Origin of the sequence: Kitasatospora sp. NPDC059462, from assembly GCF_042749955.1 — a bacterium.
GTDB lineage: Bacteria > Actinomycetota > Actinomycetes > Streptomycetales > Streptomycetaceae > Kitasatospora.
On the sequence record NZ_JBHYUU010000107.1, the window covers coordinates 1 to 13,382 of the forward strand.

The 13,382-nt window shown below is 75.1% G+C and carries 11 protein-coding genes and 2 riboswitches; of the genes, 3 read left to right on the forward strand and 8 right to left on the reverse strand.

What is annotated here, in order from left to right:
- Positions 1-48: 48 nt before the first annotated feature.
- A complete protein-coding gene (locus tag ACFXAM_RS24465; protein ID WP_380294378.1) occupies positions 49-1,185 on the reverse strand; it encodes a glycosyltransferase family 4 protein in 1,137 nt (378 codons plus the stop codon).
- A 254-nt stretch (positions 1,186-1,439) separates the two neighbouring features.
- Here ACFXAM_RS24465 and ACFXAM_RS24470 point away from each other — a divergent pair, with 254 nt between their 5' ends.
- Positions 1,440-2,903 (forward strand): glycosyltransferase 87 family protein, encoded by a 1,464-nt coding sequence (locus ACFXAM_RS24470; protein WP_380294379.1) that lies wholly within the window; start codon positions 1,440-1,442, stop codon positions 2,901-2,903.
- A gap of 31 nt (positions 2,904-2,934) precedes the next feature.
- Here ACFXAM_RS24470 and ACFXAM_RS24475 read toward each other — a convergent pair whose 3' ends face one another.
- The 6 genes from ACFXAM_RS24475 to ACFXAM_RS24500 form a co-directional block, all read right to left on the reverse strand.
- Positions 2,935-3,924 carry a hypothetical protein gene (locus ACFXAM_RS24475; protein ID WP_380294380.1) on the reverse strand — a complete coding sequence of 330 codons (990 nt, stop codon included), beginning with the start codon at positions 3,922-3,924 and terminating at the stop codon, positions 2,935-2,937.
- Between the two features lie 200 nt (positions 3,925-4,124).
- Positions 4,125-5,189, reverse strand: a complete 1,065-nt coding sequence (locus ACFXAM_RS24480) for an NlpC/P60 family protein (protein ID WP_380294381.1) — start codon at positions 5,187-5,189, stop codon at positions 4,125-4,127.
- Between the two features lie 251 nt (positions 5,190-5,440).
- Entirely contained in the window at positions 5,441-6,616 is a 1,176-nt protein-coding gene (locus ACFXAM_RS24485) for an NlpC/P60 family protein (protein WP_380294382.1), read from the reverse strand.
- A gap of 10 nt (positions 6,617-6,626) precedes the next feature.
- A riboswitch (cyclic di-AMP (ydaO/yuaA leader) is annotated at positions 6,627-6,779 on the reverse strand.
- Between the two features lie 361 nt (positions 6,780-7,140).
- A complete protein-coding gene (locus ACFXAM_RS24490; protein WP_380294383.1) occupies positions 7,141-8,184 on the reverse strand; it encodes an NlpC/P60 family protein in 1,044 nt (347 codons plus the stop codon).
- Positions 8,185-8,394: 210 nt separating this feature from the next.
- The gene (locus ACFXAM_RS24495; RefSeq protein WP_380294401.1) at positions 8,395-9,696 is read right to left on the reverse strand and encodes an NYN domain-containing protein; all 1,302 of its coding nucleotides are present in this window, start codon (positions 9,694-9,696) and stop codon (positions 8,395-8,397) included.
- Between the two features lie 369 nt (positions 9,697-10,065).
- On the reverse strand, positions 10,066-10,329 hold the full coding sequence (locus ACFXAM_RS24500) for a hypothetical protein (RefSeq protein ID WP_380294384.1): 264 nt from the start codon (positions 10,327-10,329) through the stop codon (positions 10,066-10,068).
- A gap of 201 nt (positions 10,330-10,530) precedes the next feature.
- Between ACFXAM_RS24500 and ACFXAM_RS24505 the strand changes: the two genes are divergently transcribed.
- Both ACFXAM_RS24505 and ACFXAM_RS24510 read left to right on the forward strand, forming a co-directional pair.
- Positions 10,531-11,379, forward strand: coding sequence for a rhomboid family intramembrane serine protease (locus ACFXAM_RS24505; RefSeq protein ID WP_380294385.1), 849 nt, complete (start codon positions 10,531-10,533; stop codon positions 11,377-11,379).
- The gene (locus tag ACFXAM_RS24510; RefSeq protein WP_350566755.1) at positions 11,376-11,657 is read left to right on the forward strand and encodes an Lrp/AsnC ligand binding domain-containing protein; all 282 of its coding nucleotides are present in this window, start codon (positions 11,376-11,378) and stop codon (positions 11,655-11,657) included. The genes ACFXAM_RS24505 and ACFXAM_RS24510 overlap by 4 nt, the downstream gene beginning before the upstream one ends.
- A 40-nt stretch (positions 11,658-11,697) precedes the next feature.
- Here the strand turns inward: ACFXAM_RS24510 and ACFXAM_RS24515 are convergent, their stop codons facing one another.
- Positions 11,698-13,062: an aminotransferase class V-fold PLP-dependent enzyme gene (locus ACFXAM_RS24515; RefSeq protein WP_380294386.1), complete on the reverse strand. Its 1,365-nt coding sequence runs from the start codon at positions 13,060-13,062 to the stop codon at positions 11,698-11,700.
- Positions 13,063-13,113: 51 nt separating this feature from the next.
- A riboswitch (SAM riboswitch) is annotated at positions 13,114-13,231 on the reverse strand.
- Between the last annotated feature and the right edge of the window lie 151 nt (positions 13,232-13,382).

Here is a 13,382-nt window from a genome sequence, read left to right on the forward strand (position 1 = left end):
CCCCCTGAACGGTGGGGCGGGCCGCACCGGCACACGCCCGGTGGCGCCTCAGCCCGCCAGCAGCGAGGTCAGCCGCCCGGCGAGCAGGTCCCAGCGCCAGGAGCGGTCCACCCAGCGCCGCCCGGCCTCGCCCATCCGGCGGCGCAGTTCCTCGTCCTTCAGCAGCCGGACGATCCGCTCGGCCGCCGCCGCGGGCGTGCCGCCCGGCACCACGTAGCCGGTCTCGCCCTCCAGCACCGCGTCCGGCGCGCCGCCGGAGTCCCCGGCCACCACCGGCAGGCCGGTCGCCGAGGCCTCCAGGTAGACGATGCCGAGCCCTTCGACGTCCAGCCCGCCGCGCCGGGTGCGGCAGGGCATGGCGAAGACGTCCCCGGCACCGTAGTGGGCCGGCAGCTCCTCCCACGGCACCGACCCGGTGAACCGGACGGCGGAGCGCACGCCGCGGGCGTCCACCAGCTTCTCCAGGTCCGCCCGGTAGGGGCCGCCGCCGACGATCAGCAGCACGGCGTCCGGCACGTCGGCGAGGATCTGCGGCATCGCCTCGATGAGGGTGTCCTGGCCCTTGCGCGGCACCAGCCGCGAGACGCAGACCACCACCGGCCGGCCGGCCAGCCCGAGCCGCTCGCGCACGGCGGCGCCGCCGGAGTCCGGGTGGAAGGTCCGCTCGTCCACGCCGGGGGGCAGCTGCACCATCCGCGCGGCGGCCTCCGGGCCGACGGCGGCGGCGATCCGGGAGCGGGTGTACTCGCCGAGGTAGGTGAGCACGTCGGTGCCGGTGCCGATCCGGCGCAGCAGCTGCCGGGCCGCCGGGAGCTGGGCCCAGGCGGCCTCGTGGCCGTGGGTCATGCCGAGCAGCCGCCCGGCGCCGGCCCGGCGCAGCGCGGGGGCCATCAGCCCGAGCGGGGCGGCGGCGCCGAACCAGACCGAGTCGCAGCGCTCGGCCCGCAGGATCTCGGCGGCCCGCCGGGTGACCCGGGGTGTGGGAACCATCACCTTCGTCCGGTCGCGGATCACCGGGAACGGCTGTTCGGCGTCGAAGCGCGCCACCTCGGTGCCGTCGCGCCAGGTGGAGGCGTACACCACGACGCTCCCTGCGGGCTGACGGACGGCCATGTTGTGGACGAAGGCCTGGATGCCGCCGGGCCTCGGCGGGAAGTCGTTGGTCACGATCAAGGTCTTGTGCATCAGGCCACGGCTCGCTCGGTCGGGGGGTGCTCGGTGTACCGCTGGGTGATCCGTACGATAGGTCAACACCACGACCCGCCGGGAACGGATCCACGCACGGCAACCGTTCCACCCCCGGGTCTGTCCTAGTACCAGGGCGGTCGGCGTGGCCGGTCCGGCCCCGTGGCGGCGGCCCGGCGCCGAGCCGCCCGGACCGCCGGGCGCCTGTCGCGCGGCGCCGCCGACGGGACGTCCGAGACGAACGAGGGAGCGCAGTGGAGTTGGCCCCGGCCACCGAGTCCGGTACATCCAGCGGCGCCGAGGGCTCCGGCACGGCGCTCGCCGTCCGCCGCGAGCCGGCGCAGAGCACCACGCGCCCCTCCGGACGCTCGGGCGCGCTCATGGCGCTCGGAGCGAGCTGGGTGGCCACCCGGACGCTCCTGCTGCTGCTGGTGACCGGCGTGCTGCGGATGCCCGGCGGGGACATCACCGCCGACGTCTGGCTGATCTACCACGGCTGGTACGGCGTGCTGCAGACCGGCACCTTCCCGCTGGACGACGTCACCTGGCAGTACCCGCCCGGCGCCGCCCTGGTGATCCTGCTGCCGGGCCTGCTGCCCTGGTCGTACCTGGTGTCGTTCTGGGTGATCTGCGGGATCGCCGACGCGGCCGCGATGGCCCTGCTGGTCCGCACCGGCCTGCGCAAGGGCCGGGCGCTGACCGGCGCCTGGGTCTGGGTGGCCGGCGTCCCGCTGCTCGGCCCGATGATCTACAACCGCTACGACGTGATCGTCACCGCGATCGCGGTGGCCGGCCTGCTGGCGCTGATCCGCCGCCCGGCGATCGGCGGCCTGCTGCTGGGCCTCGGCGGCATCGTCAAGATCTGGCCGCTGCTCGGTCTGATCGGCACCCCCTCCGGCCGGCGCACCCGCCGCTCCTGGACGGCCGCGGCCGCCGCGGCCGCCGCGGTCGGCTTCCTGCTGGCGGCCGGGATGAACGGCGCCTTCGAGTTCCTGACGTTCCAGAAGGACCGCGGCATCGAGGTGGAGTCGGTCGGCGCGCTGCCGATCCACCTCGCCCGGATCACCGGGGCCTGGGACGGCAAGGTGATGATGAACTACGGCTCGGTCGAGATGCTCGGGCCGTGGGTGGACGTCGTCAGCAAGGTGATGCTGGCCGGCACCGTCATCGGCTTCGGCTGGCTGCTGCTGTGGCGCTTCACCGCCAAGCGGCGCAACGCGGCCACCATGTACGACGCGGCGCTCGCCGCGCTGCTGATCTTCACCGTGACCAGCCGGGTGATCAGCCCGCAGTACCTGGTCTGGCTGGTCGGCGTGGCGGCGGTCTGCCTGACCGTGCGCGGCACCAGCCAGCGGCCGGTGGCGCTGCTGATCCTGGCCGCCACCCCGCTGACCCTGGCGGAGTTCCCGCTGCTCTTCGGCGACGTGGTCGCCAGCCGGCCGGGCGCGATCGCCGTGCTGGCCGCGCGCAACCTGCTGCTGCTGGCCGCCACCGGGCTCTCCTGCGTCCGGCTCTGGCGCTCCACCCGGCGCACCGAGCGGCTCCCGGAGACCGTGGTGCTGACCCGCACCGAGCCGGTGCCGGCCGCCGCCTTCTCGGTGCGCCCGGGCATCGCCTACGAGCAGGACCTCCTGGACGGCATCGAGCGGCCGCGGAGCGCCCCCGGCGAGCGGCGCCAGGGCGCCAGGCCCTCGGCCCGGCCCCAGGGCCGCCCCTGACGTCCCCGGGGCCGCTCTCAAGGGGCCGCTCTCAAGCGGCCAGTGCCCGGACCTCGGCCAGCCAGTGGCGGGTGAACTCGGCCAGGCCCTCGCCGAGCCGGTCCCGCAGCAGCCCGTCCAGCCAGGCCTGCCGGTCCGGGCCCGGAGCCGCCGCGCCGACCGCCCGGTAGAGGGCCACCAGCCGCTGCGGCCCGAACCGGCGGGCGATCAGGTCACAGGCCAGCCAGGCCTGCTCGTAGACCTGGGCGAGGCCCTCCCCGCCGGCCGTGAAGGCGGCGTCCTCGGGCAGCGCGGCGGGCAGCCGGCCGGCGGCGACGTCCCGGGCCAGCTCCGGGGCGATCTGCCGGGCCGTGCGGCCCGAGTCGTGGTAGCCGGTCCAGTCGGCGGCGCCCTCGGAGAGCCAGAGCGGCGTCCAGGCGCGGGTGTCGGCCCGGGTCGCCACGTGCGCCGCCTCGTGGGTGACGACCACCTGCCGGCCGAAGTCGCTCAGGCCCGCGAAGGTCTCCGGGTTGACCAGGATCCGGTCGGCCGGGGCGTTCAGCGGCGCGCCGGGCGCCGCCACGGTGACCGCGGCCATCCCGGACCAGCCGGGCCGGTCGTCCGCCACCAGCCGGGCGAACTGCTCCCGGGTGGCGGGCAGTTCGAGCAGCAGCCGGCCCGCCCAGGCGCTGCCCCAGAGCGCTTCGACGGCCGCCGCCGCCCGGTCGCCGACGGCGGCGAGTCCGGCGGGGGCGGGTCCGGCGGACGCGGGAGCGCCCCCGGCGTCCACCCCGAGCACCAGGCAGCGCGCGCCCGCCTCGGCCCGTACCGCGCCGAGGTCCCACAGCGGTGGCGGCCCGCCCGCGCCCTCCTCCCGTTCGACCCGCCAGCCGGCCGCGGAGCGGGCCAGCGCCAGCCGGCGCGGGTGGACCACCGGCTGCCGGTCGTACCCGGTCACCTCGACGGTCAGCTCGGCGGTGGCGGCGCACCGCCCGGCCCGGTCCACCGGGCCGAGCAGCAGGTTGCGGTAGCCGGCCCGCACCGGCAGCGCGGGCGGCCCGGCGGTCAGCGCCCGGGCCCGCCCGTCGAGCAGCGCCAGGACCTCGGCGTGCTCGTCCGCGGCCGCGGCGGCGGGCCGCGCCGGGGCGGCCCCGGGCAGTGACAGCTGGACCAGCCCGCCGGCCGCGAGCAGCAGGGCGGTGCGCCGCGAGGGCCGGCGGCCGGCGGCGGGATCCGGGCGGCTCAGAGCCGGATCACCCCCGAGACGGGCATCGCGTTGACGGCCTCGTAGCGGACCTTGGCGCCCGGGTAGGGGGCGTGCACGATCACCCCGCCGCCGGCGTACATCCCGACGTGGTGCATGTCCCGGTAGAAGATCACCAGGTCTCCCGGCCGCGCTTCGGTGAGGCTGACCCGCCGCCCGGCGTACGCCTGGGCCTGCGAGGTGCGCGGCAGGGTCACTCCGGCCTGCCGCCAGCTCCAGTACATCAGACCGGAGCAGTCGAACGCCTTGGGCCCGGTGGATCCGTAGACGTAGGGCGCGCCGATCATCCGCACCGCGGCGGCCAGCGCGGCGGCGCCGCGTTCCGAGGCGGGCGGGGCGGTGCCGAAGTCCAGCCGGTCGGTGCCCCGGGTGGCCCGCTGCTCCGCCTCACGGGCGTCCTGGGCGGCGAGCCGGGCGCGCTCGACGGCGCCGAGGCCGTTGAGCAGCCGCTGCGCCTTGGCGAGCCGCTGCTGGATCTGCTGCTTGCTCTCGGCCAGCGCCTTGCGGGTCTGCTCCAGCTCGGCGAGCTTGGCGGTGGTCTCGGCCCGGCGCTGGTCGAGCACCCGCTGACGGCCCCGCAGCTCGTGCAGGGTCTCGTTCTGCCGCTCGGCGCTCTGGTCGAGGGCCCGGGCGCGGGAGAGGTAGGCCTCCGGGTCGGTGGAGAGCATCAGCTGGACGGTCCGGGTCATCCCGCCGCCGCGGTACTCGGCGCCGGCCACGGTGGCGAGTTCGCCGCGCAGCCGGTTGAGCTCGTCCTGGGAGACGGCGATCTGCTGCTGCAGATCGCCGGTCTCGTGCTGGAGCCGCTGCTGGGCCTCCTGGGCGGCGTTGAAGCGCTCGGAGGCCTGCTCGGCCTCGTCGTAGAGCTGCTCCACCTGTGCCTTGACGTCCTTGCGGTCGGCCGGGGCGTCCGGCGAGCCGGGCACGGCCCGGGCGCTGCCGCCGGCCGACACGCCCAACGCGGTGGCGGCCGCCGCGGTGAGCACCAGCGCCCGGGCGAGCACGTGCGCACCTGACAGCGGGGAACGGCGGTGCACGGCCATGCGACGTCGGCTCCGATCCTGGGCCCGGCCCGCCGCCGCACCGGAGCGGGCGGCTGTCGAAGCGGGCGTCCGGTGGCAGACGTTAGCGAGTCGGGGCAACCGATTCCAAACCCCTCCGAACCCGAATATTCGGACACTCCTCGGACATCAGATCGGTTCGCGGACCGAGCGTCCCGGCGGGCCGGGGAATGCCGCGGGCCCGGTCCCCCCGTGCGGGGGAACCGGGCCCGGCGGAGCCTGCCGACCGTGGGTCAGAGGCGCACGATGGTGTTGACCGGCATGTTGGACGCGGCCTCGTAGCGGACCGACGCGCCCGGCTTCGGGGCGTGGATGACCTGGCCGCCGCCGACGTAGATGCCCACGTGGTGGCGGTCGCCGTAGAAGATCACCAGGTCGCCGGGCTGGGCCTTGGAGATGTCCGAGCCGATCTGGGTGCCGGCGGTGGCCTGCGCCTGCGAGGTGCGCGGCAGCGACACGCCCGCCTGGGCGTACGCCCAGCCGGTGAGGCCCGAGCAGTCGAAGGAGTTCGGGCCGGTGGCGCCGTACACGTACGGGGAGCCGAGCTTGCTCTCCGCGGCGGCGATCGCGGCGGCGGCGCGCGAGCCGTTGGCGGCGGGCGCCGCCGGGGCGGCCGGCTTGGCGGTGGCGGCCGGGGCCGCCGGAGCGGCCGTGGACGGCGCGCTCGGGCTGGTGCGGTTGGCGTCGCGGGAGGCGCGCTCGGCGTCGGCCTTCTCCTTGGCGGCCTTGGCGGCCTCGGCCTTGGCGGCGTCCGCCTTGGCCTTGGCCTCGGCGGCGGCCTTCTCCTCGGCCGCGCGCAGCGCCTGGCGCTCCTGCTCGGTGAGCGTGTTGAGCAGGTCCTGGGCCTTCTGCAGCTTGCCCTGGACGTCCTCCTTCGAGGACTTCAGCTGCTGGGTGGTGGCCTCCAGCTCGGCGAGCTTGGCCTGGGTCTCGGTGCGGTCCTGGTCGAGCCTGCGCTGCTGCTCCTGGAGCTCCTTCAGCGCGCCGGACTGCGTGGAACCGGCCTGGTTCAGGGCGTCGGCCTGGCTGAGGAAGTTGTCCGGGCTGGCGGAGAGCATCAGCTGGACGGTCTGCGAGATGCCGCCCGTGCGGTACTGCTCGCCGGCGATCTCGGCGAGGCCGCCCTGCGCCTCGGTGACCGAGGCCTGCTGACGGGCCACCTTGTCCTGCAGCTCGGCGACCTGCTTCTGCAGCTCCTGCTGCTTGGCCTGGGCGCCGTTGTACTTCTCGGTGGCGACCTCGGCCTGCTCGTTGAGCTGGTCGACCTGCTCCTTGACCTGGTCCTTGGTCGGCGTCGGGTCGGCGTGGGCGCCGGACTGCGCGGAGAGGGCGACGGCAGCGGCGGCGACACCGGTCAGGATCGAGACACGGGTGCGGCCGGCGGGCTTGGGACGACGATGGGACGCCACGAAGGCGGACTCCTTCTTCCTCATCCGCCTACCGGGTGAGCTGACGGGTTCGGGCGGAAGCGTGCCCTACGACGCCTCACCCGCCGCTCGCGCGGCCGGCCTGGCGCCGATTCACCCCGGAGGAACGTGGTTCCCCGGCTCCGTTCCACAGCGGACCCCCGACTGCTGGGCCTTCACTCGGAGGGACGACCCGAAGGCGCCCTCCCGCTGCTTCACGAACTCGGCGGCGAACCCCGCCGCCACCCAGGCTGGGTGATCGACTGTGCGTGGTTCGAGGCACGACCCTAGTAACAGATCCGTGATCCGTTCAAATCCTTGTCAGAAAAAAGTCGGAAGAATACCCAAGTTCCCTTGTGAAAATGACCGAACGTGATCACATCCCCACATCGGGCTGATCATTCTCCGTCAGACGTTCGAATGCGCGGCCGAAACGTCAGCGCCACCCCCGGCCGGGGGTGGCGCTGATCACAGGAGCCGGAACGGGCCTCCGGGCGTGTCGTGGCGACCCGTCAGACGGCCCGCCGTCAGACCCGGCGGATCGTGTTGATCTTCATGGCGTCGGCCTTCATCACCTTCACCACGTCACCGGTGCGCGGCGCGTGCACCACCATGCCGTTGCCGATGTACATGCCGACGTGGCTGCGGTCGTCGCGGTAGATGACCAGGTCGCCCGGCTGGGCCTCGGCCAGGGAGGGCACCCGGGTGCCGTAGTTGCCCTGCGCCTGCGAGGTGCGCGGCAGCGAGACGCCGGCCTTGCCGTACGCCCAGACCATCAGGCCGGAGCAGTCGAAGGTGTTCGGGCCGACGTCGCCCCAGCCGTAGGGCGAGCCCTGCTTGCTCATCGCGAGGGCGACCGCGGAGCCCGCCTTGCCGCTCGCCTGCGGCAGGCTGCCCAGGTCGGTGCGCTCCGAGCCGCGGGAGGCGCGGTCGGCCTGCTGCTGCGCCGCCTTCAGGGCCGCGCGGTCGGCGGCGCTGAGCGAGTTCAGCAGCTCCTGGGCCTCCCGGAGCTTCTTGTTGACCTCGGCCTTGGTCTGGTTCAGGTCCTTGGTGGTGCTGTCCAGCGAGGCCAGCACGGCGGCCGCCTCGGCCTTCTGCTGGTCGAGCCGGCGCTGCTGGTCCTGGAGGCCCTTGAGCGCCTCGGCCTGGCTGGAGCTGGCCTGCTGGACGCTGGAGGCCTTGTCCAGGTAGCCGGACGGGTCGGAGGTGAGCATCAGCTGCACGGACGGGTCGATGCCGCCGGTGCGGTACTGCTCGCCCGCCACCTCGGCCAGCCCGGCCTGAAGCTGGGTCATCTGCTCCTGGCCGCGGGCCACCTGGTCCTGCAGCTGGTCCGCCTGCTTGCGCAGCTGGTCCGCGCGCTCCTTGGCCCCGTTGTACTTCTCGGTGGCCTGCTCGGCCTCTTCCTGCAACTGGTCGATCTGCGCCTTGACGTCGTCCTTCTTGGGCGACGGACTGGGCGCGGCGTGGGCGGCGACCTGGGCGGAGAGGGCGACCGCGGTCGCAGCGGCAGCGGTGAGCACGGAGACCCGCGCGCGGCTCGGCTGCTTGGGACGGCGGTGGGAGGCCAAGGGACCGGCTCCTTCTTCCAATGGCCTCACCCGAACGGGTGAGAATCCGGAAAATAGGTTTGACGCCAGACCCTAGTGAAGATCCACGCTTCGCGCCACTCCCCCGTTCGCGTGAACCCGAACCGTCCATCTGACTTCACAAAACACGCACAACACCGCAATCCCGGCGCTGACCAGCCGTCATACCGGCCGGGCCGCCCCGGGAACGGGCTACGGCCGGGCCAGCCGGTTGAGCAGCAGCACCGACGCGACGGGGCGCGCGCCGGCCTTCCGCACGCCCTCCGCGACCTCCCGGTCGGTGGAGACCACCACCACCGGACGCCCCTGCGGCTCGGCCCGGACCAGCCGGCGGATCAGCTCGTCCGCCGTCTCCCCGGTCCGGCTGAACCGCACCCGCACCCCGCGCGGCGGCGCCATGATCACCGGCACGTCCAGGTCCTGGCCGTCGAACACACAGGTGACCTCCGCCTGGGTGCGCTGCGCCAGCATCGCCAGCCCGCCCAGCAACCGGATCCGCTGCTGCTCCAGCGGCAGCGTCGGATAGCCCGTCTTGGTCACGTTGTAGCCGTCCACCACCAGATGGACCTGCGGGATCGCCAGCAGCTGGTCCAGCAGCGCCGGATCGTCCTCGGCCAGGCCGCGGCGCGCCACGTCGTGCGGCGAGGCCGCACCCGGCACCACCGCCTCCACCAGGTCCGCCGGGCGGATCTGGGACACCGGCAGCGCCAGCTCCCGCTGCAGCCCCTGCGCCGACTGCAGAACGGTGTCCAGCAGCAGCCGCAGCCGCATGTCCTCGACGCTGCGCCCCTCGCGGGCCGACCGGCGGCCCTGCTCGGCGGTGTTCTCCAGCTCCGTGATCCGGTGCCGCAGCCGGCGCGCCTCGGTCTCCGCCGCGCTCCGCTCGGCCGCCGCCTGCGCCCTGAGCGCCTCCAGCTCGCCGGTCACCTTGCGGGTCTCCGCCTGCGCCCGGCGGGTGTCGCTCTCCAGCGAACGCAGCCGGCGGCGCAGCGAGTCGGCCTCCCGCCGGACCTCCTCCGACTCGGCCCGCTGGCGCTCCAGGTCGGCCCGCGCCGCGGAGCGCAGCTCGGCCAGCTCGGCCTGCAGCTTCTCCACCAGCCGGGCCGCCTCGGCCGCCGCGCCCTCGGCGCCCGCCCGATCGGCCTCCTCGCCGACCGCGGCCACCAGCCGGCTCCACCCCGAGGAGCGCACCAGATAGGCGGCCGCCGCCACGTCCATCGGGTCGGCGGCGCCCGGCACGGTGCCCGACTCCAGCGCCTTGACGAGGTCGGGCTGGCCCAGCCGCAGCCGCTCCGCTATCCGCGACCGGAAGGCCGGCTCCGCCTCCAGCGCCGCCGCCAGCGCGGTCGCCGCGTACTTGGCCCGGCGCGCGGGGGTGAACTTGGCGTACTGGCGCAACGACTGGGGCAGTTCCCCGAGCGGCAGCCCGCCGAGCGCGTCGGAGGCGAGACCCACCACGCGCCGGCGCACGCCCTCGGGCAGCGGCCGGTCCAGCGTCTCGGCGCTGCCCGCCGCGCCGTCCCCGGCGGCCTCGGCGCCCGCCGTCCGCGGCGCCCGCCCGTCGACGGCTGCCGCCGGGTCCTCACCGGTGCCGGACTCCTCGCCGGCGGCCGGCTCGGCCGGGGCGTCGGTGCCGGAGGGGGCGGCCCCTGCCGCGTCCGGCGCCTGCGCGTCCACAGCGGGCTGCCGCCCCTGCGGCCCGGCGGGCTCCTTCGCTGCGTCCACCACGTCCTCGGCTCCGATCCTGGTCCAGCGGGGTACGGCCCCCGGCCGCCGCCCCCGTCACACTCCGTGCGTTCTCTCTGTATTGTCCCGTGCGGCGGGCGGCCACGCCCCGCACCGCCCGCCGCACGGATCAGGCGGTCAGGCCTGCTCGACGGCCTCGGCGCCGTCGGCCGCGCCCGGGCGGGCGACCAGCTCGACCTGGTCCACCGCGTTGCACCAGCGACAGCGCACCGACTCGACGGTCTCGCTGTGCACCTGGGTCTCCTCGACCTTGGACTCGCCGGCCAGGTCGAAGTGGAGGAACTCGGTGACCCGGGCGGTCCGGGTCACGTCGAAGCGGGTCAGGTTGCCGCAGAGCGTGCAGCGCCAGCGCGTCTCGGCGGTCAGAGCGGGGACGGTCATCGGGGGTCCTCTCGGGTGGTCCCTGAATGGGCTCAGGCGCTCCCCCCGGAGCCCCGGCGTCGGCGGCGGGAGGCGGGAATGCCCGCCCCAAGCCTATTGCCTGGGGCAACCTTCACGGCCACCGGCCGACCGGCCGCCACCGGTAGCCCACCTGCCGCAACCGCGCGGTGCCCGTCCCCTCCCGGGGGGATGCTGGGGCCCATGGCGCTCCCGGTCCTGCCCGCCCGTGCCGGCACCCGCCGCGGCCGGCCGGCCGCCGGTGCCCCGGCCGTCTGCTACGCCCTGATCGCGCTCAACACCGCGGTGTTCCTGCTCGGACCGGCCGCCGGGCTCAACCCGCTCTACGGCCGCGGCCAGAGCCGGGTCTGCGCGGAGCAGCGCTACGAGCAGCGCTGGGGGGCCGTCCCCGCCGAGCTGCTGACCGGACACCCGCTGACCGCCGGCCAGCTCGCCGAGGCCCCCGACCCGGTGCCGGGCTGCCCGGCCGCGCCCACCCCGGGCAAGCACCCGGCGCTGTCCGTGCTCAGCGCGCTCTTCCTGCACGCCGGCTGGCTGCACCTGCTCGGCAACCTGCTCTTCCTGCACGTCTTCGGCCCGACCGTGGAGCGGCGGCTGGGGCGCGCCCGGTTCCTCCTCTTCTACCTGGCGTCCGGGGCGCTCACCACCTACGGCTTCGCCCTGGCCGAGGCGCACTCGGCGGACGCGACCAGGGTGCTCATCGGCGCCTCCGGGGCGATCTCCGCCGCCCTCGGCGCCTATCTGCGCCTCCACCCGCGGGCCCGGGTCACCACGCTCGTCCCGCTGCTGCTCTTCCTGCCGCTGCGCTTCCCGGCCTGGCTGGTGCTGGGGCTCTGGTTCGCCCTCCAGTGGTGGTCGGTGCACTCCGCCGGGCCCGGTGTCGCGTACCTGGTGCACGTGATCGGCTTCGCGTCCGGTTTCCTCTACGCCTGCACCCTCGGCGGGCGCCGTCCCCGCGCCACCCGCCCCCGCGACGGCACCGGCGGCGCCCGATACGCTGGCGGCACCTCACAAAGGAGTACGCCACCGTGATCACCGCCATCGTCCTGATCAAGACCAGCGTCGACCGCATCCCGGAGATCGCCGAGGCGATCGCCGCCATCGAGGGCGTCAGCGAGGTCTACTCGGTGACCGGCGGCTACGACCTGGTCGCGATGGTGCGGGTGGGCCGGCACGACGACCTCGCCGAGGTGATCCCCGGCCGGCTCAACAAGGTCCCGGGCGTGGCCCACACCGAGACCCAGATCGCCTTCCGCACCTACTCCCAGCACGACCTGGAGGCCGCGTTCGCGATCGGCCTGGACGAGTGACCCGGACGAGTGGCCCGGGACGAGTGCGGGCCGGGGCCGCTCAGCCCTCCCGGCGGGTGTCCGCGACGCAGCGGCCGCCCTCGTTGCGGTAGGTCCAGGCCGCGCCGTCCGTGACCAGCTCGCGGACGGCCTTCAGGAAGCGGTCCACGTGCTCGTCCGGGGTGCCGGCGCCGAAGCTCACCCGGATCGCGTTCAGGCTGCGCTCGCCGGGCAGCGAGGGCTCCGGGGCGCCGCACTCCGAGGGCGCGGCCTCCTCGTCGCCGAGCAGGGTGCGCACCAGCGGGTGGGCGCAGAACAGGCCGTCGCGGACCCCGATGCCGTACTCGGCGGACAGCGCGGCCGAGAAGTGCGAGCTGTTCCAGCCCCGGACGACGAAGGAGAGCACACCCACCCGGTCCGAGTCGGCGCCGAACAGGTTCAGCACCCGGACCTCGGGGACCTCGGCCAGCCCGGCCTTCAGCCGCGCGATCAGCGCGCGCTCACGGGCCTCCAGGGCGTCGAACCCGGCCTCGGTGAGCGCCCGGCAGGCCGAGGCGATCGCGTAGACGCCGATGACGTTGGGCGAGCCGGCCTCGTGCCGGGCCGGACCGGTGTGCCACTGCACGGCCACCGAACCGTCGGCCTCCCGGGCCACCGTGCGGGTGGCGCCGCCGCCGGCCAGGTAGGGGTCGGCCGCGTCCAGCCAGTCGGCCCGGCCGGCCAGCACCCCGGCGCCGAACGGCGCGTACAGCTTGTGGCCGGAGAAGGCGATCCAGTCGACGTCCAGCTCGCGCACCGAGACCCGGTGGTGCGGGGCCAGCTGCGCGGCGTCCAGCACCACCCGGGCGCCGTGGCGGTGGGCGGTGCGGGTCAGCTCGGCGACCGGCCAGAGCTCTCCGGTGACGTTGGAGGCCCCGGTGACGCAGAGCAGCTTCGGGCCCTCCGGCGCCTGGGCGAGCGCGGCGTCGAAGGCGGCGACCGCCTCGGCGTGCGAGCGGGGGGCGCGCAGGTAGGTGACCGGCAGACCGGCGTGCGCCCACGGCAGCAGCGAGGCGTGGTGCTCGGTCTCGAAGGCGAACACCTGCGTCCCGGCCGGGACGGCGCCGGCCAGCAGGTTGAGCGAGTCGGTGGTGGCGCGGGTGAAGACCACCTGGTCGCCCTCGCGCAGGTCGAGGAACTCGGCGACGGTGCGGCGGCTCTGCTCGAACAGGTCGGTGGAGAGCTGCGAGAGGTAGCCGGCGCCGCGGTGCACGCTGCCGTAGTAGGGGGCGTAGGCGGCGACGTCGTCCCAGACCCGCTGGAGCGCCGGGGAGCTGGCGGCGTAGTCGAGCGCCGCGTAGTCGACCTTCTCGCCGTTGGCCAGCGGGACCTGGACATCGTGGCCGAGGACGGCGAGGGGGGCGCAGAGGGAGGTCGAGAGGGACATGAGGATGCACTCCTGTACGGGTCAGGGACCCCGGGAGTGCGATCTGTCCGGCGTCCGCGCTTGCCACGCGGACCCATCGCCACGTGACCCGGTCCTCACCCAGGGCACCCCGCCACGGACGGAGGGTTGCCGGACAGCCAGCTGGGGCTTGACGCTGTCGCTCATGACCTGGCGAAGACTCTAGGTCGCGGCCGTCCCGTGGTCAAACGGGCGTCCGCATCCCGGACATGGGTCGGGCCCGCCGGGAAGGACGCCCCGCGGGCCCCCACACCCGGGGCTCACCCGGGCGGGGGGCACGGGCCCCTGCTTCAGCAGGGCGT